The sequence below is a fragment of the Amnibacterium sp. genome (genome assembly GCF_036559085.1).
Classification (GTDB): domain Bacteria; phylum Actinomycetota; class Actinomycetes; order Actinomycetales; family Microbacteriaceae; genus Amnibacterium.
Genome location: NZ_DATBTU010000023.1, coordinates 112,161 through 138,556, shown reverse-complemented (window position 1 = coordinate 138,556; position 26,396 = coordinate 112,161). Strand labels below are relative to the sequence as shown.

General features: G+C 73.3%; 24 protein-coding genes. 15 read left to right on the top strand and 9 right to left on the bottom strand.

Going from position 1 to position 26,396, the window contains the following annotated elements:
• Nucleotides 1-144: 144 nt before the first annotated feature.
• Nucleotides 145-1,920 (top strand): proline--tRNA ligase, encoded by a 1,776-nt coding sequence (locus VIG76_RS04455; protein ID WP_331951453.1) that lies wholly within the window; start codon nt 145-147, stop codon nt 1,918-1,920.
• A gap of 26 nt (nt 1,921-1,946) precedes the next feature.
• On the opposite strand, the gene VIG76_RS04450 is transcribed toward VIG76_RS04455, so the two are convergent.
• Nucleotides 1,947-2,267: a hypothetical protein gene (locus VIG76_RS04450; protein WP_331951451.1), complete on the bottom strand. Its 321-nt coding sequence runs from the start codon at nt 2,265-2,267 to the stop codon at nt 1,947-1,949.
• A 98-nt stretch (nt 2,268-2,365) separates the two neighbouring features.
• Between VIG76_RS04450 and nusA the strand changes: the two genes are divergently transcribed.
• The 5 genes from nusA (at nt 2,366) to VIG76_RS04425 (ending at nt 8,521) form a co-directional block, all read left to right on the top strand.
• Entirely contained in the window at nt 2,366-3,364 is a 999-nt protein-coding gene (gene nusA, locus VIG76_RS04445; RefSeq protein ID WP_331951548.1) for a transcription termination factor NusA, read from the top strand.
• 3 nt (nt 3,365-3,367) lie between these two features.
• On the top strand, nt 3,368-4,261 hold the full coding sequence (locus tag VIG76_RS04440; protein WP_331951449.1) for a carbohydrate kinase family protein: 894 nt from the start codon (nt 3,368-3,370) through the stop codon (nt 4,259-4,261).
• Between the two features lie 473 nt (nt 4,262-4,734).
• Nucleotides 4,735-7,548, top strand: a complete 2,814-nt coding sequence (infB, locus tag VIG76_RS04435) for a translation initiation factor IF-2 (RefSeq protein WP_331951447.1) — start codon at nt 4,735-4,737, stop codon at nt 7,546-7,548.
• 128 nt (nt 7,549-7,676) lie between these two features.
• Nucleotides 7,677-8,114, top strand: coding sequence for a 30S ribosome-binding factor RbfA (gene rbfA / locus VIG76_RS04430; protein ID WP_331951445.1), 438 nt, complete (start codon nt 7,677-7,679; stop codon nt 8,112-8,114).
• Nucleotides 8,111-8,521 carry a DUF6804 family protein gene (locus VIG76_RS04425; RefSeq protein ID WP_331951443.1) on the top strand — a complete coding sequence of 137 codons (411 nt, stop codon included), beginning with the start codon at nt 8,111-8,113 and terminating at the stop codon, nt 8,519-8,521. The genes rbfA and VIG76_RS04425 overlap by 4 nt, the downstream gene beginning before the upstream one ends.
• Here VIG76_RS04425 and VIG76_RS04420 read toward each other — a convergent pair.
• Nucleotides 8,518-9,420 carry an HhH-GPD family protein gene (locus tag VIG76_RS04420; protein ID WP_331951441.1) on the bottom strand — a complete coding sequence of 301 codons (903 nt, stop codon included), beginning with the start codon at nt 9,418-9,420 and terminating at the stop codon, nt 8,518-8,520. The genes VIG76_RS04425 and VIG76_RS04420 overlap by 4 nt on opposite strands.
• A gap of 51 nt (nt 9,421-9,471) precedes the next feature.
• Between VIG76_RS04420 and VIG76_RS04415 the strand changes: the two genes are divergently transcribed.
• Nucleotides 9,472-9,924 carry a hypothetical protein gene (locus VIG76_RS04415; RefSeq protein WP_331951439.1) on the top strand — a complete coding sequence of 151 codons (453 nt, stop codon included), beginning with the start codon at nt 9,472-9,474 and terminating at the stop codon, nt 9,922-9,924.
• 85 nt (nt 9,925-10,009) lie between these two features.
• Here VIG76_RS04415 and VIG76_RS04410 read toward each other — a convergent pair whose 3' ends face one another.
• Nucleotides 10,010-11,005 (bottom strand): ketopantoate reductase family protein, encoded by a 996-nt coding sequence (locus VIG76_RS04410; RefSeq protein WP_331951437.1) that lies wholly within the window; start codon nt 11,003-11,005, stop codon nt 10,010-10,012.
• A gap of 25 nt (nt 11,006-11,030) precedes the next feature.
• Here VIG76_RS04410 and truB point away from each other — a divergent pair, with 25 nt between their 5' ends.
• Genes truB through VIG76_RS04390 form a run of 4 tightly spaced genes read left to right on the top strand, consistent with a single transcriptional unit; the run spans nt 11,031 to nt 13,676 of the window.
• Entirely contained in the window at nt 11,031-11,909 is an 879-nt protein-coding gene (truB, locus tag VIG76_RS04405) for a tRNA pseudouridine(55) synthase TruB (RefSeq protein ID WP_331951435.1), read from the top strand.
• Nucleotides 11,906-12,274 carry a hypothetical protein gene (locus VIG76_RS04400; RefSeq protein WP_331951433.1) on the top strand — a complete coding sequence of 123 codons (369 nt, stop codon included), beginning with the start codon at nt 11,906-11,908 and terminating at the stop codon, nt 12,272-12,274. The genes truB and VIG76_RS04400 overlap by 4 nt, the downstream gene beginning before the upstream one ends.
• 20 nt (nt 12,275-12,294) lie before the next feature.
• Entirely contained in the window at nt 12,295-12,744 is a 450-nt protein-coding gene (locus VIG76_RS04395) for a hypothetical protein (protein WP_331951431.1), read from the top strand.
• 5 nt (nt 12,745-12,749) lie between these two features.
• On the top strand, nt 12,750-13,676 hold the full coding sequence (locus VIG76_RS04390) for a bifunctional riboflavin kinase/FAD synthetase (protein ID WP_331951429.1): 927 nt from the start codon (nt 12,750-12,752) through the stop codon (nt 13,674-13,676).
• Nucleotides 13,677-13,791: 115 nt separating this feature from the next.
• On the opposite strand, the gene VIG76_RS04385 is transcribed toward VIG76_RS04390, so the two are convergent.
• From VIG76_RS04385 to deoC, 3 genes are read right to left on the bottom strand one after another with little or no spacing between them, the layout of a single operon-like run.
• Entirely contained in the window at nt 13,792-14,661 is an 870-nt protein-coding gene (locus VIG76_RS04385; RefSeq protein ID WP_331951427.1) for an aldehyde dehydrogenase family protein, read from the bottom strand.
• Complete coding sequence (locus tag VIG76_RS04380) at nt 14,662-16,107, bottom strand: aldehyde dehydrogenase family protein (protein ID WP_331951546.1); 1,446 nt, start codon at nt 16,105-16,107, stop codon at nt 14,662-14,664. It lies immediately after the preceding gene.
• Nucleotides 16,108-16,124: 17 nt separating this feature from the next.
• Nucleotides 16,125-17,099, bottom strand: coding sequence for a deoxyribose-phosphate aldolase (gene deoC / locus VIG76_RS04375; RefSeq protein WP_331951544.1), 975 nt, complete (start codon nt 17,097-17,099; stop codon nt 16,125-16,127).
• A 152-nt stretch (nt 17,100-17,251) separates the two neighbouring features.
• Between deoC and VIG76_RS04370 the strand changes: the two genes are divergently transcribed.
• Entirely contained in the window at nt 17,252-17,806 is a 555-nt protein-coding gene (locus VIG76_RS04370; protein ID WP_331951425.1) for a GDSL-type esterase/lipase family protein, read from the top strand.
• Nucleotides 17,807-17,984: 178 nt separating this feature from the next.
• Complete coding sequence (locus VIG76_RS04365; RefSeq protein WP_331951542.1) at nt 17,985-19,556, top strand: stealth family protein; 1,572 nt, start codon at nt 17,985-17,987, stop codon at nt 19,554-19,556.
• Here the strand turns inward: VIG76_RS04365 and VIG76_RS04360 are convergent.
• The 3 genes from VIG76_RS04360 to VIG76_RS04350 form a co-directional block, all read right to left on the bottom strand.
• The gene (locus VIG76_RS04360; protein WP_331951423.1) at nt 19,531-20,532 is read right to left on the bottom strand and encodes a phosphodiesterase; all 1,002 of its coding nucleotides are present in this window, start codon (nt 20,530-20,532) and stop codon (nt 19,531-19,533) included. The two genes, VIG76_RS04365 and VIG76_RS04360, sit on opposite strands and share 26 nt — an antisense overlap.
• 136 nt (nt 20,533-20,668) lie before the next feature.
• On the bottom strand, nt 20,669-21,547 hold the full coding sequence (locus VIG76_RS04355) for a carbohydrate kinase family protein (RefSeq protein ID WP_331951421.1): 879 nt from the start codon (nt 21,545-21,547) through the stop codon (nt 20,669-20,671).
• Nucleotides 21,544-22,467 carry a pseudouridine-5'-phosphate glycosidase gene (locus VIG76_RS04350; RefSeq protein WP_331951419.1) on the bottom strand — a complete coding sequence of 308 codons (924 nt, stop codon included), beginning with the start codon at nt 22,465-22,467 and terminating at the stop codon, nt 21,544-21,546. The genes VIG76_RS04355 and VIG76_RS04350 overlap by 4 nt, the downstream gene beginning before the upstream one ends.
• A 59-nt stretch (nt 22,468-22,526) precedes the next feature.
• Here VIG76_RS04350 and VIG76_RS04345 point away from each other — a divergent pair, with 59 nt between their 5' ends.
• Nucleotides 22,527-24,008, top strand: coding sequence for an FAD-dependent oxidoreductase (locus VIG76_RS04345; RefSeq protein ID WP_331951417.1), 1,482 nt, complete (start codon nt 22,527-22,529; stop codon nt 24,006-24,008).
• 128 nt (nt 24,009-24,136) lie between these two features.
• A complete protein-coding gene (locus VIG76_RS04340) occupies nt 24,137-26,254 on the top strand; it encodes a DEAD/DEAH box helicase (RefSeq protein ID WP_331951415.1) in 2,118 nt (705 codons plus the stop codon).
• Nucleotides 26,255-26,396: the final 142 nt, after the last annotated feature.

Below are 26,396 nucleotides of genomic sequence, written 5' to 3'. Positions count from 1 at the left end.
GATCAGGGACGCGACGAATGGCGCCGCGCGCCGCTGCGGCATAGCCTTCGAGCACCAGGTGGCCCGAACGGCGTACCCCGGCCACGGACCCCGCGTCGACCCCTCGACCGGGGTCCGCGTTCGTTCGCCCGGTAGGTTCGAAGCGTGGTGACCCGCATGAGCCGACTGTTCCTCCGCACGCTTCGAGAGGATCCCGCCGACGCCGAGTTCCTGAGCCACCGGCTCCTCGTGCGAGCCGGCTACATCCGCCGGCAGGCGCCCGGCATCTTCGCGTGGCTGCCGCTCGGGCTGAAGGTCAAGGCCAAGGTCGAGGCGATCATCCGTGAGGAGATGGAGGCCGCCGGCGCGCAGGAGGTGCACTTCCCCGGCCTGCTCCCGGCCGAGCCGTACCAGCTGACCGGGCGGTACGACGAGTACGGCGACGACATCTTCACGCTGCAGGACCGCAAGGGCGGCGAGTACGTGCTCGCGCCCACGCACGAGGAGGTGTTCGCGCTGCTCGTGAAGGACCTCTACTCGTCCTACAAGGACCTGCCGCTGACCATCTACCAGATCCAGGACAAGTACCGCGACGAGCCCCGGCCGCGCGCGGGCCTGCTGCGCGGGCGCGAGTTCACGATGAAGGACGCCTACTCGTTCGACGTCGACGACGCCGGCCTCGACGCGTCCTACGACCTGCAGCGCGCCGCCTACGAGCGGGTGTTCACCCGCCTCGGCCTCGAGTACGCGATCGTCTCGGCCCACGCCGGGGCGATGGGCGGATCCCGGAGCGAGGAGTTCCTGCACCCGACGCCCATCGGCGACGACACGTTCGTGCGGTCGCCGGGCGGGTACGCGGCCAACGTCGAGGCCTTCCGGACGCTCGCACCCGCACCTCGCGACGCGTCCGCCGCCCCCGCCGCGCTGGTGTTCGACTCACCGGACACCCCGACGATCGCCACCCTCGTGGACCTCCTCGAAGCGCGGCACCCGCGCGACGACGGCCGCGCGTGGACCGCCGCCGACACGCTGAAGAACGTCGTGCTCGCCCTCACGCACATCGACGGGAAGCGGGAGCTCGTCGTCGTCGGGATCCCCGGCGACCGCGAGGCGGACCTGAAGCGTGCCGAGGCGGCGTTCTTCCCGGCCGCGGTCGAGCCCGCCACCGAGGAGGACTTCGCCGCGAGCTCCGCCCTGGTGAAGGGCTACATCGGCCCGTGGTCGGCGAGCGGGCCGGTGCTGGGGGAGAGCTCCGTGAGCGGCATCCGCTTCCTGGTCGACCCGCGGGTCGTCGACGGCACCGCCTGGGTCACGGGGGCGAACGAGCCCGAGCGGCATGTGCTGTCGCTCGTGGCCGGCCGCGACTTCATCCCCGACGGCACGGCCGAGGTGGCCGAGGTGCGTGCAGGCGACCCGGCGCCCGACGGCTCCGGACCGGTCGAGCTCGCCCGCGGCACCGAGATCGGCCACGTCTTCGCGCTCGGCCGCAAGTACGCGGATGCGCTCGGCCTGAAGGTCCTCGACCCGAACGGCAAGCTCGTGACGGTCACGATGGGCTCCTACGGCATCGGCGTCACGCGTGACCTCGCGCTCGTCGCCGAGGCGAACTCGGACGAGAAGGGCCTGGTCTGGCCGCGCTCGATCGCGCCGTTCGATGTGCACGTCGTGGCGACCGGCAAGGACGAGGCCGTCTTCGAGGAGGCCGAGCGGATCGGCCGCGAGCTCGAGCTGCGGGGCGCCGACGTGCTCGTCGACGACCGGAGGGTCTCACCCGGCGTGAAGTTCGCGGACGCCGAGCTGCTCGGGGTGCCGACGATCGTCGTCGTCGGCCGCGGGCTCGCCGACGGCGTCGTCGAGCTGCGCGACCGGGCATCCGGCGGCAACGAGAGCGTGCCGGTGGACCAGGTCGTCGACCGCATCGCGGGGCTCCTCGAGCCCTGAGGCGCGGCTGGGCCTGGTGGCGGGCGCTAGCCGACGCGGTCGGCGATGGCGATCGTCGCGGTGTCGATGCGCTGCGGGACGCCCTCGAACGCCTTGCGGCGCTCCTCCGAGGAGGCGTACCGCTCGTCGACCGCGCGGAACGCCTCGCGGTCGCCCTCGACGGACACCGCCCAGACGAACTCGTCGTTCTCCGGCACCGCGTACGCGAACTCGACACGGAACCCGTGCGCCTCGCGCGCCGGCACGATCCGCTCCCGCCACCAGTCGATGAAGGCGGGCAGCTCCCCGACCACGATCCGGTAGCGGCGCAGCTGCACCGTGCGTCCCTCGGTCCCCGCGTCGCTCATCCGCGCCTCCGTTCCGCCTGCTCGGCGCTGCTACCGTAGTGGTCCCGGCGGGGCGGAATCCGCGTGCCGGCGCCAAGTGGACAGTGGGAGGAATGGCGATGGAGATCGACCTCGCCGTGCTCCGGCTGATGGAGCGTGAACGGGAGATCCCGTTCGACGAGCTGCTGCGGATCATCGAGGCGGCGGTGCTGACGGCGTACCTGAAGCACACCGAGCAGCCCGAGCACCCGGCGCCCGGCACGCCGCGGCCGCGCGTGCACATCGACCGCAAGACCGGTCGCGTGACGGTGCTCGTGCCCGAGCTCGACGAGAACGGCGAGCAGATCGGCGAGTCCGAGGACGAGCCGCACGACTTCGGCCGCATCGCCGCCTTCGCGGCGAAGCAGGTCATCAACCAGCGGCTCCGCGACCTCGGCGACGAGCGGATCCTCGGCGAGTTCAAGGGCCGCGAGGGCGACATCGTCGCCGGCGTCATCCAGCAGGGTCCGAACCCGCGGATGGTGCACGTCGACCTCGGCACCGTCGAGGGGATCCTCCCGCCCGAGGAGCAGGTGCCGGGGGAGACCTACACGCACGGCGACCGCATCCGCGTCTACGTCACGAGCGTCTCCCGCGGCCAGAAGGGCCCCTCGATCACGCTGTCCCGCACGCATCCGTCGATCGTGCGCAAGCTGTTCGCGCTCGAGGTGCCGGAGATCGCTTCCGGTCTCGTGGAGATCACCGCGCTGGCCCGCGAGGCCGGGCACCGCTCGAAGGTCGCCGTTCGGGCGACGCAGCCGGGCGTGAACGCCAAGGGCGCCGCGATCGGTGAGCTCGGCCAGCGCGTGCGCGCCGTCTCGGCGGAGCTCGGCGGCGAGAAGATCGACATCGTCGACCACTCGGACGACCTCGCCACCTTCGTGGCCAACGCCCTCTCGCCCGCCCGGGTGTCGTCGGCCTACATCATCGACAAGAACACGAGGGCGGTCCGGGCGCTCGTGCCCGACTACCAGCTGTCGCTCGCGATCGGCAAGGAGGGCCAGAACGCCCGCCTCGCAGCGAAGCTGACCGGCGCGAAGATCGACATCCAGCCCGACTCGATCCTCGACGGGGAGTAGGCCGTGACGGATCGTCGTGGGCACGTCGTCGTCATCGGCGATGCGCTGATCGACGAGATCCACGACGAGGCGGGCGTCCGCGACGTCGTCGGCGGCGCGGCCCTGAACGTCGCCGTGGGCCTCGCCCGGCTCGGCGTGCCGACGACCCTGATCGCGATGCTCGCGGACGACGCCGACGGTGCAGCCGTCCGCGCGTTCGTCGAGCGCTACGGCGTGCGGCTCGTCGCGACGGCGGCGCCCCGCGGCACGGCGCGTGCGGTGGCGACGAAGACGGAGGGCGAGGCCCGCTACACGTTCAACGACGCCGCGGTGCAGCGCGCGATCGAGTTCGACGGCGCCACGCGCGACGCCCTCGACGCCGCGCCGCTCGTGGTGGTCAGCTGCTACCCGTTCGACCGCGACGACCTCACGCAGGCGCTGCTCGACGCCGTGGCGGATCCGGCCGATCGCCTGGTCGTGGACCCCAACCCGCGTCCGGCGCTGATGTCGGACCTGCCGGCGTTCGTGCGGAACGTGGACCGGGTCGCATCCGCGGTGCGGCTGATCAAGATCGGCGACGAGGACGCCGCGCTGCTCTACGGCGCCGACCTCGCCGAGGCCGCAGAGCGGCTGCAGCGCGACGGGGCACGGATGGTGCTCGGCACGGCCGGCCGGGACGGCGCGAGCCTGTTCTTCCCTGAGGGCCGGATCGACGTGCCGGTGGCCGACCTGCCGGGCCCGATCGTCGACACGATCGGCGCCGGCGACGCCACCCTCGCATCGCTGACGGACGCCCTGCTGCACGGCGACCGGGACGGCGGCGGCGACCTCCTGTTCTGGGAGGCGGCGCTGCAGAACGCGATGATCATCGCCGCGGCGACCTGCCGCTCCGAGGGCGCGCTGCTCCAGCTGCCCTGACCGGGCCCTCGTGCGCGCCGAGGCGTCCCTGGCGTAGGGGATGGTCCCGGGTGTAGGCCGACACACCGCCCCAACCCCTGCACCCGGCACAAACCCCTACATCCGTCACACCGAGAAGCCGCACCCACCCATCCGTCCATGCCCCCGCCGGGCCCACCGATGCCCGCACCGGCGATCGCGCCACAACGAAGGCGCCCGCCGCCCTCCCGGCCCGCCGACTCGAGGCACCCGGAATGCCCCACCCCTCCCGGACGTTGTCCCCTTCGTCAGGTCGGGCTCGCGTCAGCGGGTACGACCGGTAGACTCCTCTGCGGCCGGTCGGATCCGGCCCTCTCCGCCTGCGGCGCATCCGTGCCCCAGGCTCACATCCCCCTTGAGGTGGAACAGGCACATGGACAAGCGATGAGCGACTCGAAATGAGCTCCGCACCGCATTAACGGCCTGCCTGTCTGGCAGGTCCAGACAGGAGAACTGTGGCGAAACCACGCGTCCACGAAATCGCATCCGATCTCGGCATCGACACGAAGCTCGCACTCGCGAAGCTGAAGGAGATGGGCGAGTTCGTCAAGGGCCCGTCCTCGAGCGTCGAGCCCCCCGTCGTCCGCAAGCTGAAGGCGAAGCTCGCCGCGGACGGCATCCCGACCGGCGGTGCGTCCGCCGCGCCGTCGCCCGGCCCCCGGCCGGTCGCGCAGGCATCCGGCCGGACCGCGCCCGCGGCTCGTCCGGCGACCCCCGGCGCGCCCCAGCCGCAGCGTGCGGCGGCGCCCGCCCCGGCCCCGGCTCCGGCGGCCCGTCCGTCGACGCCCGCCCCGCAGGCCGCTCCGCAGGCGCAGCCCGCGCCCGCGCCGGCCGCTGAGCGTCCTGCCGCGCAGACGCCCCAGGCCCCCGGCACCGACGCACAGCGTCCGGCTGCGCCGGAGGCCCGCACCGACGCCCCGTCGCCCTCGAGCGCGATCCCGCGCCCGCAGCCGCGTCCCGGCGCACCGCGCCCCGGTAACAACCCCTTCGCGTCGAGTCAGGGCATGGGCCGCTCGCCCGTGCCGCGTCCCGGCAACAACCCGTTCGCCTCCAACCAGGGCATGCGCCCCGGCGGTCCGGGCGGCGGCACGAACGGCATCCCGCGTCCCGGCGCTCCGCGTCCGGGTGCACCCCGTCCGGGCGCTCCGCGTCCTGGTGGGCCCGGCATGGGCGCTCCGCGTCCGGCCGGTTTCGGCGCTCGTCCCGGTGGACCGGGCGCACGTCCGGGTGGTGCCGGTGCCGGTGCTCGTCCGGGTGGTGCGGGCGGCGGCTTCCAGCGCCCGGCCGGCGGCTTCAGCGGCCCGCGCCCCGGTGGTGGCGGCCGTGGCCGTGGTCCTGGTGGTGGCACCGCAGGTGCCTTCGGCAAGGGCGGCGGCAAGTCCCGCCAGCGCAAGTCGAAGCGGACGAAGCGCGCCGAGTTCGAGATGCGGACGGCGCCGACGCTCGGTGGCGTCAGCGTCCCGCGCGGCGACGGCAGCACGGTCATCCGTCTGCGCCGCGGCGCGTCCATCACGGACTTCGCGGACAAGATCGACGCGAGCCCCGGCAACCTCGTGACCGTGCTGTTCCACCTCGGTGAGATGGCCACGGCGACGGAGTCGCTCGACGAGGCCACGTTCCAGGTGCTGGGCGAGGAGCTCGGCTACCGGATCGAGATGGTCTCGCCCGAGGACGAGGACCGCGAGCTGCTCGAGGGCTTCGACATCGAGTTCGAGTACGACGAGGACGAGGAGGATCTCGAGATCCGGCCGCCGGTCGTCACCGTCATGGGTCACGTCGACCACGGCAAGACGAAGCTGCTCGACTCCATCCGCAACGCCAACGTCGTGGCCGGTGAGGCGGGTGGCATCACCCAGCACATCGGTGCGTACCAGGTGTGGACGGAGCACGAGGGCTACGAGCGCGCCATCACCTTCATCGACACCCCGGGTCACGAGGCGTTCACCGCCATGCGTGCCCGCGGTGCGCAGGTGACGGACCTCGCGATCCTGGTCGTCGCCGCGGACGACGGCGTCATGCCGCAGACCGTGGAGGCGCTGAACCACGCCCAGGCGGCCGGTGTGCCGATCGTCGTGGCCGTGAACAAGATCGACAAGGAGGGCGCGAACCCGGCGAAGGTCCGGCAGCAGCTCACCGAGTTCGGTCTCGTCGCGGAGGAGTACGGCGGCGACACGATGTTCGTCGACGTCTCGGCGCGGACGAACACGGGCATCGACGACCTGCTCGACGCGGTGCTGCTCACCGCCGACGCGGGCCTCGACCTGCGCGCGAACCCGGATCGGGATGCGCGCGGCGTGGCGATCGAGGCGCGGCTCGACAAGGGCCGCGGTGCGGTCGCGACCGTGCTCATCCAGGCGGGCACGCTGCGTGTCGGGGACGCCATCGTGGCGGGCACGGCCTACGGCCGCGTCCGTGCGATGACGGACGAGAACGGCGTCGCACTGGCCGAGGCCGGTCCGTCCCGTCCCGTGCAGGTGCAGGGCCTCTCGACCGTCCCGCGAGCGGGCGACACCTTCCTCGTCACCGAGGAGGACCGCACCGCCCGTCAGGTCGCTGAGAAGCGTGAGGCCGCGGAGCGCAACGCGCAGCTGGCGAAGGCCCGCAAGCGCATCTCGCTCGAGGACTTCATGGGCCAGATCGAGGCCGGCAAGGTCGACTCGCTGAACCTGATCATCAAGGGTGACGTCTCCGGTGCCGTCGAGGCGCTCGAGGAGTCCCTGCTGAAGATCGACGTCGACGAGAGCGTCCAGCTGCGGATCATCCACCGCGGCGTCGGTGCGGTCACCGAGTCCGATGTGAACCTGGCGACGGTCGACAACGCGATCATCATCGGGTTCAACGTCCGCCCCGACCCGAAGGCCCGCGAGCGCGCAGCGCGCGAGGGCATCGACGTCCGGTTCTACTCGGTGATCTACTCGGCCCTCGAGGACGTGGAGAACTCGCTGAAGGGCATGCTGAAGCCGGAGTTCGAGGAGGTCCAGTCGGGCCTCGCCGAGATCCGGGAGATCTTCCGCTCGTCCAAGGTGGGCAACATCGCCGGCGTCATCGTGCGCAGCGGTGTGATCACCAGGAACGCGAAGGCTCGCGTCATCCGCAACGGTGTGGTCGTCGGGGACAACCTGGCGATCGACTCGCTGCGCCGGTTCAAGGACGACGTCACCGAGGTCCGCACGGACTTCGAGGCCGGTATCGGACTCGGTCGGTTCAACGACATCCAGATCGGTGACGAGATCGAGACGATCGAGACCCGGGAGAAGGTCCGCGCGTAGCGGACCCGACCCGCGCTCATCGCGCGGTTCCGGAGATCTGAAGCGACACGCCGTCCCTGAGCGATCGGGGGCGGCGTGTCGTCCGGTTTCTCCGGAACGGCGCGATCGATTGAAGGAAGGGAGTCACGATGGCCGACCACGGACGGGCTGCGAAGCTCGGGGACCAGGTCAAGGAGATCATCGCCCGGCGGCTCGACAAGGGGCTGCGCGATCCGCGGCTCGGGTTCGTGACGATCACGGACGTGCGGATGACGGGCGACCTGCAGCACGCCTCCGTCTTCTTCACCGTGTACGGCACGGAGCAGGAGCGCGAGGACAGTGCTGCGGCGCTGAAGGCGGCGACCGGCCTGCTGCGCACCGAGGTGGGACGCAACATCCACACGCGGCTGACCCCGACGCTCGAGTTCATCCCGGATGCGATCCCGGAGAACGCGGCGCACGTCGCCTCGCTGCTCGCGGAGGCGCGGGAGCGGGACTCGGCGGCTGCGGCGCTCGCGGCCGGCGCGCAGTACGCGGGTGACCCCGACCCGTACGTGCAGCCGCGCGGGCTCGACGACGACGAATGAGCGGCAACCGGGCGCAGCGCCGAGCCGCCGCCCGCGGTGAGGTGCCCGCCGCCTCGAAGATCGACGACCGGTACGGCCGCAGGCCCGAGCGCCGCGCGCTCGCGCCGGCCGTGCTGGCCACGATCGTGCTGCTCGCCGGCGTCGCCCTGCCGGGATCCGCGGGGCTCATCTGGATCCGCTACGCCGTCGCGATCCTCTCGCTGATCATCGCGGTGTTCGTCTGGCAGGCGCGCCGCTGGGCGTGGCTGCCCGTGCCGATCGTGATCGCGGTGCTCTGGAACCCGGCGGTGCCCTTCCCGTTCTCGGGCAAGCCGTGGGCGATCGGCCAGCTGGTGGCCGCGGCCGCGCTCCTCGCGACGGGGTTCTTCGCGTCGAAGCGGCCGGAGCGGCAGCAGCCCGGTCGCTAGTCGCTCGTGCGCTCTGCGCCCGGCAGGCTCCAGCCGTCCGGGCCAGGCTCCGCGAGCCCGTCGGTGGCGAGCCCCGCGAGCACCCGAGCGCGGACCTCCGCGTCCGGCAGCACGACGGCCAGCTCGGCGTCGGAGACGGGTGCGTCCGTGGCCCGGAGCACGGCGAGCACCTGGCCGCGCCGCTGCCGGTCCGAGCCCTCGAAGCGCGCCTGCCGCCGTGCCGGTGGCCCCTCGGCGGGCGGGTAGCCCGCGGCGCGCCACGCGCACGTGGCCGCGAGCGGGCACTCGTCGCAGCGCGGCGTGCGGGCGGTGCAGACGATCGCACCGAGCTCCATCACGCCGGCGTTGAACGCCCGTTGCGCGACGAGGTCGTCCGGCAGCAGCGCGGCCATGGCCGGCAGGTCGCGGCGGGCGTTCGGGGCGGCAGGCTGCGCGAGCCCGTCGACGGCGCGGACGAGCACGCGGCGCACGTTCGTGTCGACGACCGGATGCCGGCTGCCGTGGGCGAAGACCGCGATCGCCCTGGCCGTGTAGTCGCCGATCCCGGGCAGCGCGAGCAGGTCGTCGACGTCCTCGGGCACCTCGTTGCCGTGCCGCTCGGCGATCGCTGCGGCGCAGGCGTGCAGCGCGAGGGCGCGCCGCGGGTAGCCGAGGCGTCCCCAGGCGCGCAGCACCTCCGCGGGCGGCGTCGCGGCGAGGTCGGCGGGCGTCGGCCAGCGGACGAGCCACGCCTCGAGGATCGGCACGACCCGGGACACCTGCGTCTGCTGCAGCATGAACTCGGACACGAGGGTGCCCCAGGCGCTGAAGCCGGGGCGCCGCCACGGCAGGTCGCGGGCGTTCTCGGCGAACCAGGCGACCACGGCGTCCGCGTCGATCGTCGCCCCGGTCGCACCCATCGCGTCCAGCGTAGGAGCGCCGGGGGACGCCTGCGCGCGTAGCGTGCTGCCATGGCACGGTGGGCGCCCGCGCGGGCGGATGTGATCGACGAGTACGCCGCCGAGGTGCTCGGGGTGTTTCCGCACGGCCGGATCCTGCTCGGCCTCGACCGCGACGACGCGGAGGTGGGCGCGGCGTTCGCCACGGACCTCGCGGCCTCGATCACGGCGGCCGGAGTTCCCGCGGCGGCCGTCGCCTTCGTCGACGAGCCGACCTTCCGCATCGCCGTGCTCGGGCCGTTCCGGGCGGCCGCGCTGCTGCCCGGCGACCGGGCCGCGCTCGTCGTGCACGGCCAGGGGCTGCTGGAGCCCGGCGTGGTCGGGCTGTGGCACGCGACCGCCTGGCTGGACGTCCCCGGCGCACCTCGCATCGAGCGCCGGACGATCCCGCGCACCCGCGCCGCCGCGACCTTCGACCTCTCGGACGCGGCGCATCCGCGGCGCGTCTTCGCCGACGCCTGCTGACGCGGATCCCGCCGATTCCGGGCGGGATCCGTCATTCCGGGCGTGAAAAGACGCCCGGAATGACGGAAGGCGCCCGGATTCCGAGTCAGGCGAGGATGCGGCGCGCGGCGTCGTCGGGCGGCACGAACCGGCCGTCGGCCTCGACCTCGTGCACGAGGTCGACGATCCGCCGGTTGACGGGGGTGTCGATGCCGAGCCGCGCGCCCTCGGTGACGACCGCGCCGGAGAGGTGGTCGATCTCGCTCGGCCGGCCGCGGCGGATGCTCTGCAGCGTGCTGCCCGGGTTCGGCACCGGCCCCATCCGGTCGACCATGCGACCCGCGAGCAGCCGCCCGGAGATCGACGGCGGCAGCAGGTCGAGCATGCGGAGCACGTTCGGCGTGAGGCCGGGCACGCCGCCGAAGTGCGCGCCCGCGGCGCGACCGGTGCGGAGCGTCTCCCGCATCGCGAGGGCGACGACGCGGCGCATCGCGGGGGAGGCGAGCGCCTGCTGGGCGGGCAGACCGGTGATCGCGGCGGCGGCGTTCAGCTGGTTGACCACGAGCTTGGACCACTGCGCCCCGACGAGGTCGGGGGCGATCGAGATCGGCGCCGCCTCGCGCAGCACCGCCGCTGCGGCAGTGAGCTCGGCGCGCGTCGCGGTGTCGGAGGCGAGCACGGTCGTGCCCGGTGCGGTCACGGTGATGACGCCCGGCTCCAGATAGGAGGCGGCGATCAGCGAGAGACCGCCGATCAGCGGAGACGTCGGGAGCAGCCGCCGGAGCGCCTGCGGCCCGTTCAGACCGTTCTGGATCACCACGACCGGCACCCCGGCGAGCAGCGACGCATGGGCGGTCGCGGCCGCCTCCGCGTCCTGCGCCTTCACGGTGATCAGGGCGAGCTCCGGCGGCTCCGGCAGCACCTGTGCGGCACCGATCCGCGCGACGTGGTCGCCCCACGCGCCGCGCAGCCGCAGGCCGCGCTCGCGGATGGCGTCGAGGTGGTCGCCGCGCGCCGTGACCACGACCTCGTGCCCCGCACGGTCGAGCAGCGCGGCGAAGGTCCCGCCGATGGCCCCCGCGCCGACGACTCCGATGCGCACGATCAGAGACTCTAGGGCTGGCAGCATGGGGCCCGTGACGGCCGCCGGCATCCTCCTCACCGACAAGCCCGTCGGGCCCACCTCGCACGACCTGGTGCAGCAGGTGCGCCGCCTCGCCGGCACCCGCCGGGTCGGCCACGCCGGCACGCTGGATCCCGCCGCGAGCGGGCTGCTGCTGCTCGGCGTCAACGCGGCGACCCGGCTGCTCACCTCGCTCGTCGGCCTCGACAAGACCTACCGGGCGACGATCCGCCTCGGCTTCGCCACGACGACGGACGACGCGGAGGGGGAGCCGCTCGGCGAGCCCGCCGAGGTCGACGCCGAGACCCTGGAAGGGCTCGACGCGGCCGTCGCGGCCCTCACCGGCCCGATCGACCAGGTGCCCTCGTCCGTCAGCGCCATCCACGTGGCGGGCCGCCGCGCGCACGAGCTCGTCCGGGCGGGGGAGCGCGTCGATCTGCCCGCCCGGCGCGTGACGGTCGCCCGGTTCGACGTGGAGGCGGTGCGCGGCGCGGAGCTGGACGTCGAGGTGGACTGCTCGTCCGGCACCTACATCCGGGCGCTCGCCCGCGACCTCGGCGGCGCGCTCGGCGTCGGCGGCCACCTCACCGCCCTGCGCCGCACCCGCATCGGGCCGTTCCGTGTCGAGGACGCGGCCGCGCTCGAGGCCCCGCTCGCGCTCACGGCCCCCGCCGACATCGCCCGGGCGCTGTTCCCGATCCTCTCGCTCACCGGGCAGCAGGCGGCCGACCTCGCCCAGGGGAAGCGCCTCGCCGTGCCTGAGGCGCCGGATACCGAGACCGTCGCCGCCATCGCGCCCGACGGGCGGCTCGTCGGCCTCGCCCGCGTCACGGGAGGCGTCGCCTCGGTCGTGATGAACCTCCCCGCCGAGGCCCCGGCGTGATCGCGGGCTACACCGACGTCGCCGTCGCGATCGCGGTGGTCGCCGGGATCCTCGCGATCGTGCTCGGCCTCGCCGGCCGCCGCCCCTCCGACCTCTCGCTCGCCGGCCCGGCGATCGTCGAGCTGCTGCTGATCGCGCAGCTCGTGATCGCGATCATCGCGCCGGGCGCGGGCAACCCGCCGTCCGGCAACCCGATCGAGTTCTTCGCCTACCTGCTGTCGGCGCTGATCATCCCGCCCGCCGCGATCGGCTGGGCGCTGGTGGAGCGCACCCGGTGGTCGGTCGTGGTCGCCGGGATCGCCTGCCTCGCCGTCGCCGTGATGCTCGTGCGGATGGAGATCATCTGGACCGTGCAGCACGCGTGATGCGGAAGAATCGAGACCTGATGACCGGATCCGACCTCGAGGCGCGCCCCGCCCGCCCGCGCACCTCCGGGCCCGGTCGCACCCTGATCGTCTTCTACTTCATCATGACGATCGCCGCCCTCGCGCGGAGCATCTTCGAGATCGTCGTCCACTTCCAGGTCGCGCCCGTCGCCTACCTGCTCTCGCTCCTCTCCGGGATCGTCTACCTCGTCGCGACGATCGCCCTCATCACGCCGGGCCGGAGGGCGTACCGGGTCGCCTTCGTCGCGATCACGATCGAGCTCGTCGGGGTGCTCGTGATCGGCACCGCCTCGGTGATCGACTTCGGCCTGTTCCCGTTCTCCGGCGATCGGAGCACCGTCTGGGCGTACTACGGGCTCGAGTACCTGCTCATCCCGCTCGCCCTGCCCGTGCTCGGCCTGCTCTTCCTGCGCAGCCAGCGGCGGGTGTTCGCCGCGGCGGAGGCCTGAGCCCCATGCGCGTCTTCCACGGGGTCGGCGAGGTGCCGGCCGGATTCGGGCCGTCCGCGGTCACGATCGGCAAGTTCGACGGCCTGCACCAGGGCCACCGTGCGGTGATCGGCGACCTCCTGGCGGCCGCCGGCGACGCCCTCCTGCCCACCGTGGTGACGTTCGACCGCAACCCGCTCGAGCTGCTCCGGCCCGAGGCCTGCCCCCCTCCGCTCGTCGGACCCGGCCAGAAGCTCGAGCTGCTCGAGTCCGCCGGGGTCGCCGCGGTGCTCGTGCTCGCGTTCGACGAGGCCCGCGCCGCGCAGGAGCCCGAGGCGTTCGTCCGGGAGGTGCTCGTCGAGGCGCTGCACGTGCGGCGGCTGCTCGTCGGCGATGACTTCCGCTTCGGGCGCGGCGGCCGGGGCGACACCGCCCTGCTCACGCGGATGGGGTCCGAGCTCGGCTTCGAGGTCGAGGTGCAGCAGCAGATCGAGACCGCCGCCCGCCGGGTGTCGTCGACGTGGATCCGCGAGCTGCTGTCCGCGGGCGCGATCGAGGAGGCCGCGAACCTGCTCGGCCGGCCGCCGGCCGTGCGCGGCGTCGTCGTGCACGGCGCCCACCGCGGCCGCGAGCTCGGCTACCCGACCGCGAACCTGGCGCAGGAGTCGGACGGGATGATCCCGGCCGACGGCGTCTACGCAGGGCGCCTCATCGACGACGGCGCCGACTACCCGGCCGCCATCTCGGTCGGCAGCAACCCGACGTTCGAGGGCGTGCCGCCGAAGCAGGTCGAGGCCTACGTGCTCGACCGCACGCTCGACCTCTACGGGCACGTCGTCGACGTCGTCTTCACCCACCGCATCCGCGGGCAGATCGCCTACGAGGGCATCGAGCCCCTGATCGCCCAGATGGCGGTCGACGTGGCCCGCGTCCGCACCCTCGAGCGCGCCTAGCTCGCCCCGAATCGCGCGGTTCCGGAGTTCCTGCGCGACACGCCGCGACCGGCGCTCCGAGGGCGGCGTGTCGTCCGATTTCTCCGGAACGGCGCGATGGACGGGGCGGATGGGGCTAGAGCAGGCCCTTCGTGTGCCAGACCGTCTTCGTCTCGGTGAACGCGCTGATGCGGGCGAGCGTCGGGACCGGCGCCCCGTCGCCGTCCTCGGGCTGCAGCACCCGCTTCAGCGTCTCGGCGGCGTCCATCTGCAGCTGCACCCAGTCGAGCGCACCCGCGCCCACCAGGTCGAGCGCGTTCACGTCGGCGTGCGAGGCGAGCCACGGCGCGATCTCGGCCGGGTCGCCCGTGAGCACGTTGACGACGCCGCCCGGCACGTCGCTGGTCGCGAGCACCTCGCTCAGGCTGATCGCGGACAGCGGCGCGGTGCGGCTGGCCACGACGACCACCGTGTTGCCGGTGACGAGCGCCGGCGCGACGGCGCTCACGAAGCCGGTGAGGGAGTGCCCCTCGCCCGCCTGCGGGGCGATCACGGCGACGACGCCCGTCGGTTCCGGCACCGAGAGGTTGAAGTAGGGCCCGGCGACCGGGTTGCCGTTGCCGAGCACCTGGGCGACCTTGTCCGCCCAGCCCGCGAACCACACCCACCGGTCGATGGCCGTGTCGACGACCGCGGCGGCGCGGCGCTCGCTGAGGCCCTCGCTGCGCACCAGCTCGTCGGCGAACTGCGCCCGCCGGCCCTCGAGCAGCTCCGCGATCCGGTAGAGCACCTGGCCGCGGTTGTACGCGGTGCTGCCCGACCAGCCCTTCACGGCGGCGCGGGCCGCGACGACGGCGTCGCGGGCGTCCTTGCGGGAGGCCTGCGCGGCGTTGGCGAGGAACGCCCCCGAGGTGTCGGCGACCTCGTAGGTGCGGCCGCTCTCGCTCCGCGGGAACTTCCCGCCGATGTAGAGCTTGTACGTCTTCGGCACGGCGAGCCGGGTCACTTACATCCCTCCCGAGGGTGCGAGGTAGGCGGCCAGGCCCTGCCTGCCGCCCTCCCGGCCGTAGCCGGACTCCTTGTAGCCCCCGAACGGCGAGGCTGGGTCGAAGCGGTTGAACGTGTTCGTCCACACGACGCCCGCGCGGAGGCCGTCGGCGACGGCGAGCACGCGGCTGCCCTTGTCGCTCCAGATCCCGGCGGACAGGCCGTACGGGGTGTTGTTCGCCTTCGCGATCGCCTCCTGCGGCGTCCGGAAGGTGAGGATCGAGAGCACGGGGCCGAAGATCTCCTCCCGGGCGATGCGCGAGCTGGTCTGCACGCCCGTGAAGATCGTGGGCGCGAACCAGAAGCCCGCGTCCGGCAGCACGCAGGGCGGGCTCCAGGGCGTCGCGCCCTCCGCCTCGCCCGCGGCGGTCAGCTCGCGGATGCGGGCGAGCTGCTCCGCGCTGTTGATCGCGCCGATGTCGGTGTTCTTGTCGAGCGGATCCCCGAGCCGCAGGGTGGTCAGCCGCTGCTTCAGGCGCTCCACGACGTCGTCGTGCACGTTCTCCTGCACGAGCAGGCGGGAGCCCGCGCAGCAGACGTGGCCCTGGTTGGAGAAGATGCCGTTGACGATCCCCTCGATGGCCTGATCGATGGGGGCGTCGTCGAAGACGATGTTCGCCGCCTTGCCGCCGAGCTCCAGCGTGAGGCGCTTGCGGGTGCCGGCGGTCGCCTTCGCGATCTCCCGGCCGACCGCCGTGGAGCCGGTGAAGGCGATCTTGTCGACGTCGGGGTGCCGCACGAGCGCCTGGCCGGTGGCCCCGGCGCCCGTCACGATGTTCACGACGCCGGGCGGCAGGTCCGCCTGCTGCAGGATCTCGGCGAAGAGCAGCGCCGTCAGCGGCGTCGTCTCGGCCGGCTTCAGCACGACGGTGTTGCCGCTCGCCAGCGCCGGCGCGATCTTCCACGCGAGCATGAGCAGCGGGAAGTTCCAGGGGATGATCTGGCCCGCGACGCCGAGCGGCCGCGGATCGGGGCCGAGGCCGGCGTGATCGAGCTTGTCCGCCCAGCCGGCGTAGTAGAAGAACCAGGCCGCGACCAGGGGGACGTCGACGTCGCGGCTCTCCTTGATCGGCTTGCCGTTGTTCAGGCTCTCCGCGACGGCGAGCTCCCGCGCCCGTTCCTGCACCAGCCGCGCGATCCGGAACAGGTACTTCCCGCGGTCGCTGCCGCTCATCCGGGACCAGACCCGGTCGTAGGCCTTCCTGGCCGCGGCGACGGCGCGGTCGACGTCGGCGTCGTCGGCCGTCGCGATCTCGGCGAGCGGCTCCTCGGTGGCGGGGGAGATGGTGGTGAACGACGGCCCCTGGCCGTCGACGAACTCCCCGTCGATGAAGAGGCCGTAGGACTGCCGCAGGTGCACGATCGACCGGGACTCCGGTGCCGGCGCGTAGTCGAGGAAGCCCATTGCCGGATCCGTTCCCATCAGTCGATCGTCACGTAGTCGGCGCCCGAGTAGTGCCCGGTCCGCGCCTTCTGCCGCTGCAGCAGCACGTCGTTCAGCAGGCTCGACGCGCCGATGCGGAACAGCGACGGCTGCAACCACTCCTCGCCGGCCGTCTCGGCGACCGTCACGAGGTTCTTGATCGCGTCCTTCGAGGTGCGGATGCCACCGGCCGGCTTCACGCCGACCTTCTCGCCGGTGAGCCGGTACCAGTCGCGCACGACCTCGAGCATGAGCAGCGTCATCGGCAGGGTGGCGTTGCTCGCGACCTTCCCCGTCGACGTCTTGATGAAGTCGGCGCCCGCGAGCACGGCCAGCCAGGAGGCGCGGCGGGCGTTGTCGTACGTGACGAGCTCGCCGACCTCGAGGATCACCTTCAGGTGCGCGTCCTCGCCGTTCGGACGGCGGCAGGCCTCCTTGACGGCGCGGATCTCGTCGAACACCTGCAGGTAGCGGCCGGAGAGGAACGCGCCGCGGTCGATCACCATGTCGATCTCGTCGGCGCCGGCGGCCACCGCGTACTCGACGTCCGCGAGCTTCACGGCGAGCGATGCGCGGCCGCTCGGGAAGGCGGTCGCGACGGCGGCGACCGCGATGCCCTGCTGCCCCGCTGCACGCGCGACGGGGGCGTGGAACGTGCCGAGGGCCTCCACCGCCACCTCCGCGAGGTCGCCGTAGACGCAGACGGCGGCGAGGCGCGGGCAGGTCGGATCGGACGGATCCGGCGTGATCGCCTTCGCGACCAGCGAGCGGACCTTGCCCGGCGTGTCCGCCCCCTCGAGGGTCGTGAGGTCGATCAGCCGGATCACGCGGTCGAGCGCCAGGGCCTTCGACGAGGTCTTGATGGACCGGGTGCCGAGGCCGGCCGCGCGCTGCTCGAGGCCCACGGCGTCGACGCCCGGGATGCCCTCGAGGTAGCGGCGGAGCGTCCGATCCGTCAGGGGGCCGTCGAGCAGCTCGAGCGCGCCGCCGTCGGTCGCGTGCCCGGGCCGGTGCGCGATCCCGGACGCGAGCAGTGGTTCGGACTGGGTGCTCACGACCGGCAGCCTAGGCGTGCACCCGGCCGGCGATCGTCCTTCTTCCGGACCGGTGTCGTACCCTGGCCGACGTGACCGACGCCCGATCCGCTTCCGCTCCGGGCTCCACCGGCCAGGGCGGCCCCGTCGTGTTCCTCGGCGACAGCCTCACGGAGGCGGGCCGCTGGGACGAGTGGTTCCCCGACCTCGAGGTCGTGAACGCCGGCCGTAGCGGCGACACCACGGCCGACGTGCAGGACCGCCTCGAGGAGGTCGTGCAGCAGCATCCGTCCGCCGTCGTCGTGATGGTCGGCACGAACGACTTCGGCCTCCGCGCCACGGTGGAGCAGGTCGTCCGCGGCACCGAGAACATCCTCTGGACCCTGCACCACGAGCTGCCCGACGCCCGGATCGTCGTCGTCTCGGTGCTCCCGCGGGAGCGCGAGCGGGCCGAGTGGATCCGGCAGGTCAACATCCACGTGCGGCAGTTCGCGCCGAGCGTGAAGGCCGAGTTCCTCGACCTGTGGCCCGTGTTCGCGGAGGAGGACGGCGAGCTGGACCCGCGGTACTCCGAGGACCGCGTGCACGTGAACGACGCGGGCTACACCGCCTGGGTCGACGCCCTGCGCCCGCACCTCGCCGACTGAACCGCGCCGGACCGGCGCCCGTCCGCCGAACCCGCGCCGGCGCCCCGTGGCCCCTCAGGGTCGCGACCTCTAGACTGCGGACCGCCCGGCGATCGCCGGGCCCGCACTCGATGCCGCGCTGACGCCGGCAGGAGGATCCGCGACCGCTGCCACCTCGAGGGGGACCCGCTTGGCCGACGTGCGCTCGAAGCTGCGACCCCTGCCGACCCCGGCCGCGCGCATCCGCGGCCGATCGGACGTGGTGGTCCAGGACGGGCTCCTGGCCATGATCAACCGCACGGAGACGCCCGCCGACGCCCAGGTCGCCGACCTGCTGTTCCTCGCCGACGCGCTCTCGGAGGCCGGCGTCGAGGTGCTGCTCATGCGCGACGACGCCGACCGCCCGATCCTCGTCGTCGACGAGGCGGAGCGCGTCGCCGTGCAGCGCGCCCTCGTGATCGCCTGCGCCGAGGAGCCCTGCTACGCCGTGCCCCTGAAGCGCGACCTGACCCGCCGCGGCCGCCCGGTGCTCATCGCCGACGGCGAGCTCGCGAGCCGCGACGCACGGCTGCTCGCGATCGTCCGGCCGCGGATCGACGCGGCAGGCACCCTGCGCACCGACCACGCCGTGCGCTTCGAGTTCTGGGTCCGCAGCGGCGCCGAGGTGCGCGTTCCGGCCCCCAACGCGCTCACCCGCCGACGGTTCGTCCGCGAGGACATGCACCTCGACGAGGTCGAGCGCTACGGCCGCACCTGGCTCACGATGCGGGACATGTTCGCGGACCACGTCTCCGCGGTGACGTTCCCCGTCGACATGGTCTTCTCCTGGGTCGACGGCACCGACAAGGAGTGGCAGCGGGCCCGCGCCCGCCGCATGGAGAGCTACGTCGTCGGCGAGGGCGACGACGCGGAGGCCCGCTACCGGCAGATCGACGAGCTGAAGTACGCGCTGCGGTCCGTGCATCAGAACCTCTCGTGGATCCGCACGATCTACATCGCCACCGATTCGCCGGCCCCGCCCTGGCTCGCCGACCACCCGCAGGTGCGGATCGTGCGCAGCGAGGAGTTCTTCGCCGACCCGTCCGTGCTGCCGACCCACAACTCGCAGGCCGTCGAGAGCCAGCTGCACCACATCGAGGGCCTGTCGGAGCACTTCCTCTACTCGAACGACGACATGTTCATCGGCCGGCCGCTGGGTCCCGAGACGTTCTTCTCGCCGGGCGGCATCACCCGCTTCGTCGAGGCGGACCTCCGCATCGGCATCGGGGAGAACCACCAGCGCCGCAGCGGGTTCGAGAACTCGGCGCGGGTGAACCGGGCGCTGCTGAAGGAGCGGTTCGGGCGCGTGACCACGCGTCACCTCGAGCATGCCGCGACGCCCCTGAACCGCACCGTCATCGAGCGGATGGAGCAGGAGTTCGCCGAGGAGTTCGCCCGCACCGCCGCCAGCCCCTTCCGGGCGGCCGACAACATCTCCGTGACGAACTCGCTGTACCACTACTACGGGCTGCTCACCGGGGCCGCGATCCAGAACACGGACGCGAAGGCGCTCTACGTGGACACGACCACCCGCAAGGGGCTCGCGCTGCTCAAGCGCCTGCAGAAGCGCCGCGACCAGGACTTCTTCTGCCTCAACGACGGCAGCTTCCCCGAGGTGGGCCCCGAGGAGCGCGCGCACAAGGTGCTCGGCTTCCTCGAGCGCTACTACCCGCTCCCCGCGCCCTGGGAGGTCGTCGAGGAGGCGGTCACTCCGAGCGCGGCGGCAGGGTGATCGGGGAGGTCATCGCCTCCAGCTCGCGGTCGACCGCGTCGCGACGCCGCTTCGTCGGCACCGTGCTCGACTCGGGGAACACGACGCCGTGCTCGGCGAGCGCCGCGGCGCTGTCCGCCGCGGACGTCACGGAGAGGGTGCGACCGGCCGCGACCGGCACCACCGAGTGCAGCACCATGTCCTCGTACACGTGCACGAGGTTGTACGACTGGGCGCCGTCCTGCGGACGGGTGCCCCGCGCCTCCGTCGTCAGGTCCTGCGTGTAGCAGGTCGCCGACGCGACCGAGACGGGCACGCCGGCGAACGTGCCGCTCGTCGAGAAGTGCAGGTGCCCGGCGAGGATCGCCCGCACGTCACTGCCCTCGACGACCTCGCGGAGCTCGTGCTGCTCGCGCAGCTCGACGAGCACGGCGAGGTCCTGGATGCAGGGCAGCGGCGGGTGGTGCAGGGCGAGGATCGTGCCGTGCGGGGCCGGCTCGGCGAGCTCCTCCGCCAGCCAGTCGAGCTGCCTGCCGGACAGCGAGCCCCAGTGGAAGCCCGGCACGGAGGTGTCGAGGGTGATCACCCGGAGGCCGTGCACGTCGTAGACGCGGTCGACGGGCTTCGCGCTGCCTGCCTGGCCGAACAGCACCTGCCGGAACGTGGCCCGGTCGTCGTGGTTGCCCATGCACCAGATCACCTGCGCGCCGAGTCGCCTGGCGGCCGGCTCCACGATGCGCTTCAGCTCCCGGTAGGCGCTCGCCTGGCCGAGGTCCGCGAGGTCCCCGGTGAGGACGATCGCCTCGGGCCGCGTGCCGGCGGCCTCGAGGTCGGTGAAGATGCGCTTGAGGGTGACGTCCGGGCTGACCGATCCGTACAGCTTCCCCTGGTCCGACAGCAGGTGCGTGTCGCTGAGGTGGAGCAGGAAGTGGTCGGGGCGGGCGTGCTCCGCCGTCCGCACGGGTTCGGCGTGGCCGGAACCGCCTCGGGTCGTCATCGGGTCCTGCTCTTTCATCGCCGGAAGAAGTACCGCATCGTACGTATCGGGATTCGTCGCGGATCGGGCGCCGGGTTGGACCCACGGTGACCGTCGTGTGAACACGAATCGTCGTCCTCCGCGGAGGATTCCGGTCTCAGGCGGGCCGCGCGCCGAGGATTCCGACCGCGTCCGCGGCCCGTTCCGTCGCGATCCGCAGCGCGTCGTCGAGCGTTGCCCCCCGAGCGAGGGACGCCAGCAGCGCACCGGCGAAGGCGTCGCCCGCGCCCGTCACGTCGACGGGTGTCGAGGGGGCCGCGGTGGCCACGAGCACGTGGTCCCCGCTGACGGCGACGGCGCCGTCCTGGCCGCATTTCACGACGACCGTCGCGTGATCGCGGGCGAGCACCTCGGCCGCCCGCATCGGGTCGGACTCGCCACTCAGGAGCTCGGCCTCCTCACGGCCGGGGAGCAGCAGCTCGCAGCCGGCGACCAGGCGCCGGAAGCGCTCCGGCCCGTACGCGGCGAGCAGGCCCGTCGAGCCCGGGTCGATCGAGACGTGCAGGCCGAGGTGTGCGGCGCGCGCGAAGAGGGCCCGCCATCCGTCGTCGCGGTCGGGTCCGGTGACGACGTGCCCGGTGAGGTGCAGCCGCGTGTGCTCGACGAGGAGGTCGGATCGAACCGCATCCGGGCCGGTCTCGACATTCGCGCCTCTGGAGGTGAGCATCGTGCGCTCGGCGCCGTCGGTCAGCACGACGATCGTGCCGGTCGGGGTGTCGGACGCCGTGAGGAACGGGGTCACGCCGGCCTCGTCGAGCACCGCCGCGTGCCGCTGGAGGTCGTCGTGGTGGACGGTGGCGATCACGCTCGCGTCGACGCCGCAGGCGGCGATCCAGCAGGCGGTGTTCGCCGCCGAGCCGCCCGGGAGCCGCTCGATGGTGCTCGGGGTGTCCGTGCCGTGCCGGATCGGGCCGTCCGGCCGCACGAGGACGTCGTCGATGACGTCGCCGACGACGAGCACCCGCGGCCGGATCATGCGGAGGCGGCGTAGGCGGTGGCGACGCGGCCGGCCACGGCGACGTTGTTGCGGGCGAGCGCCAGGTTGACCTCGAGCGAGGTGCCGCCCGACGCGTCGACGATGAAGGCGAGCAGGAACGGGGTGACCGCCTTGCCCCGCACCTTCGCCGCGTCCGCCGCCGCGAACGCCTGCGCGAGCACCCGGTCGTGGTCGGCGCGGTTCCAGGCCGCGTCGGCGGGCACGGGGTTCGCGAGCACCAGGCCGGGCGTCGCGCCCGGCTGCGCGAGCGCGTCCTGCGCCGTGAGGATCGCCGCGACCTCCTCGGGGGAGTCGACCCGCCAGTCGAGCGGATGCCCGCTGTCCGGCAGCCAGAAGCTCGGGAACTCGTCGGTGCCGTAGCCGACGACCGGCACCGACAGGGTCTCGAGGCGCTCGAGCGTCGCCCCGATGTCGAGCACGCTCTTCACGCCGGCGCACACCACGGCGACCGGATACGCGGCCAGCGCGCCGAGGTCCGCGGACTCGTCGAAGGTGGTCGCGAAGCCGCGGTGCACCCCGCCGAGGCCGCCGGTCGCGAAGACCCGCACGCCGGCGAGGGCGGCGAGCCGCATCGTCGCGGCGACGGTCGTGGCGGCGCTGCCGCCGCGGGCGGCGAGCACGGGCAGGTCGCGGACGGAGGCCTTCGCCAGCTCCTCGCCCGCGATCCGGTCGAGCCCGGCCTCGTCGATGCCCACGCGCGGCACCCCGTCGAGCACGGCGATCGTCGCGGGCACGACGCCCGCGCCGCGGAGCACCGCCTCGAACTCCGCCGCCGCCTCGCGGTTGTGCGGGCGGGGGAGTCCGTGGCTGATGATCGTCGACTCGAGGGCGACCACGGGCCGGCCCTCGGCGAGGGCGTCGGCGACCTCCTCGGACAGCTGCACGCGCGGATCCGTCACGGGCTCAGCGTAGGGAACGGGCGGGTCGGCGTCGGGGGCGCCGGGTAGCGTTCCCTCTCATGGCGCATCCCGGTCCCACGGTCCTCGTCGTCGGCGCCGGGATCGTGGGCCTCGTCACCGCGGTGCAGCTCGCCGAGCGCGGCATCCCGGTCACCGTGCTCACCGCCGAGCCCGTCGGCGGCGGCTCCACCGGCCGCTCCGCCGGCATCGTGAGCCAGCTGCACGGCACCGCGTACCGGCGGATGCAGGGCGAGACGGCCGCGAAGAACGCCGCCGCGTACCGTCGCGCGAACGCCGACGGCTTCGCCTTCCTCGAGCGGTTCGTTCAGGAGCGGTCCGTGCCGTTCGAGCGCCGCGACGCCTACCTCGTCGCGGGGGACCCGGCGGCGACCCGCCGCATCGACGACGAGCACCTCGCGGCCCGGCGCGCCGGCCTCGCCGTCGAGAAGCTGCGCCGCCCCGACCTGCCGGTGCCCGCGCACGGCGCGCTGCGCCTGCCCGGCCAGCTGCTGCTCGATCCGCGCGCGCTGCTCGACGCGCTCGCCGCGCAGGCCCGTGGGCTCGGCGTCGCCATCCACGAGGGCGAGCGGGTGATCGACGTCGACGTGCGACCGACGGGATCGAGCCGGGTGATCACGGCCGGCGGGGAGTGGGCGGCCGACTCCGTCGTGCTCGCCACCGGCACGCCGATCCTCGACCGCGGCCTCTACGCCTTCAAGACGCAGTCGTACCGCATCCTCGCGGTGCACGGCACGGTGCCGGATCCGTCGGCGCCGATCCTCACCTCGCTCACGGCGTCCGGCAGCACGACGGTCGCGACCGCCGCGGACGGCGGGGTCACGGTGCAGGGCGGCGCGCATCCGACCGGCGTCGACCAGCCGGAGTCGCGGCACCTCGCCGTGGTCGAGCGGTTCGCCGCGACGCATCTGCCCGGCTTCACGCAGGACGCGGCCTGGAGCGGCCAGGACTACCGCCCGTTCAACCCGATCGCGTTCGCCGGCCTGCTGCCGCTGTCGCTCGGCCGGGTGCGCTTCGCCACGGGGTTCGACGGCTGGGGCCTGACGCACGGCACGGCCGCCGCCCTGCGGATCGTCCGGGAGATCGCGCAGGAGCCGAAGCAGGACTGGGCGTCGACCATCGGCCGCCGCGTCACGAGGCCGAGGAGCGGGCGGATCGGCATCTCGGCGGACGCCGCCGCCGCGGCGCGCCGCGTCGTCACGCCCCTGCGGATCACGGCCACCGACCGGCGGCTGCTCGCCGAGGGCCAGGGCATCGTGCACCGCACCGACCGCGGCATCACGGCCACCAGCCGGGTCGACGGGGTCGTGCGCAGCGTCTCCGGCGTCTGCACCCGCCTCGGCGGGGCGCTCGCCTGGAACGACGTCGAGCACTCGTGGGACTGCCCCGTCTGCGGCAGCCGGTTCGCCCCCGACGGAGCCGTGCTGGAGGGCGGCGCGCGGGGTGGTCTGGCACGATTCGCCGACCCCGCGGACTGGGGCGGCGCGCCGGAACGACACGCCGATCCTGGCGCGGTACACTGAGGCCTCGCGGCCGGATCCTTATCTCGGCAGGCGGGTCGCCCGGACTCAGACGGGCACCCGCGTGAACTCCCACGGCCGCCCCGCACCACCCCATGATCCGTCTCGCCCGGCCGTCGGCCAGGGCTCGGATGTGCCTTCAGGAGACCAGCTTGGCTCGACCCACGGCGACCGCCACCCGTACCCGCACGCCCAAGAAGGGCCCCTTCGACAACACGGGGCTCATCCCGGTGCTCGCTCGCGCCGTGCGGGAGGTGGAGACCGCCGCGTCGCGCGGCCCCGTGAGCCCCTCCGGCCGCACGAAGTTCCAGGTGATCGCGGTGCTCGTCCGCGAGGAGCGCGCCAGGGCGAAGACCGACCCCGACATGAGCGAGGAGGCGCGCGCCGAGACGCTGAAGCGGCTCGACGGCGTCGCGACGATCCTCGCGAAGACGGCTGCGCGGGACACCTCGTTGATCGCGCTGCTCGAGCCGGGCCACCAGCCGTCCGACGCCGCCCGCTCGCTGAAGCGGCGGATGCTCGAGGAGGCCGGCTACGACGTGCCCGAGGAGGAGGCCCCGGCGATCGCCGGCCCCGCCGACCCGTTCGCCGAGCGCCAGGTGCTGCCCGTCTCCGTGCGCGCCCGCCAGCTGGCGAACCCGTTCCTCGCGCCGGACTTCGCGCTCGGCACCACCCCGCACCTCACACGGCGGCTCTCCAACTGGGAGCTGCTCGGCCCGCTGTTCCGCGCGTTCGAGCGCGGCGGATCCGTCACCAGCATGGAGCTGCCGGAGCCGCAGGCGAAGCCGCGCTGGGCGCCGCCCGGCAAGCCGCTGATGCACCACCAGGCCGAGCTCATCGAGTCCGTCGCGCAGGGTCACCGCACGTTCCTGCTCGCCGACGAGCCGGGGCTCGGCAAGACCGCGCAGAGCCTCATCGCCGCGAACGTCGCCGACGCGTACCCGCTGCTCGCGGTCGTGCCGAACGTCGTGAAGATGAACTGGGCCCGCGAGGTCGCGATGTGGACCCCGCAGCGCACCGCCACCGTCATCCACGGCGACGGTGAGGACCTCGACGCCTTCGCCGACGTCGTGATCGTCAACTACGAGGTGCTCGACCGGCACGCGGGCTGGCTGAAGACGCTCGGCTTCAAGGGCATGGTCGTCGACGAGGCGCACTTCATCAAGAACCTCGGCTCGCAGCGCTCGAAGCTCGTGCTCTCGCTCGCGGCCGCGCTCCGCGAGCGCCGCCACGACCCGCTGCTGCTCGCCCTCACCGGCACGCCGGTGATCAACAGCACCGAGGACTTCAAGGCGATCTGGCAGTTCCTCGGCTGGATCGACGACACGAAGCCGCGGCCCGAGCTCATGGCAGCGCTCGAGGAGACCGGCCTCACGCCGGCCGACCCCGGCTTCCTGCCCGCGGCCCGTCAGGCCGTCATCGACATGGGCATCGTGCGCCGCCGCAAGATCGACGTCGCCGCCGACCTGCCCGCCAAGCGCGTGGTGGACCTGCCCGTCGAGCTCGATGACGACCTCGGCCGCTCCATCAAGCAGGCCGAGCGCGAGCTCGCCCAGCGCCTCGTCTCCCGCTACCGCGCGCTCGTCTCGGCGCGGAAGCCCACCACGGACGAGGAGCGCGCCGGCCTCATCCGCATGGTCGCGGAGGCGGAGCTCGAGGAGTCCCGGGCCGCGACGACCGGCGAGAACATCTTCACGATGGTGCGGAAGATCGGCCAGGCGAAGGCGGTGCTCGCCGCCGACTACGCCACGCAGCTCGCGCGCAGCGTGGGCAAGGTGGTGCTGTTCGCGAAGCACATCGACGTGATGAACCAGGCGGAGGCGACGTTCGCGCGCCGCGACATCCGCAGCATCTCGATCCGCGGCGACCAGACCGCGCAGCAGCGGCAGCGCGAGGTGGACGCCTTCCTCACCGACCCGGGCGTGAAGGCGGCGGTCTGCTCGCTCACCGCGGCGGGCGTCGGCCTCAACCTGCAGGTCGCCTCCAACGTGGTGCTCGCGGAGCTCTCGTGGACCGCCGCCGAGCAGCAGCAGGCGATCGACCGCACGCACCGCATCGGCCAGGACGAGCCGGTCACCGCGTGGCGGATCATCGCGGCGCACACGATCGACGCGAAGATCGCGGAGCTCGTCGACGCGAAGGCATCGCTCGCGGCCCGCGCGCTCGACGGCGACGACAGCGAGGTGCAGGCGGAGACGTCGGTGCAGCTCGACGCGCTGATCGGCCTGCTCACCGACGCCCTGCGCTGACGCGCCCCGCTGCCCCGCACCACGGGCACCGGCCCGGCCCGGGCGGTTTCGGACACTCATGGGCGTCTTCGGACGCCCGGAACGCCCGAAGTGGCCCGTCGGCCCGCGTGGCAGCCGTTCGGGTGCTGACGACGAACCTGTG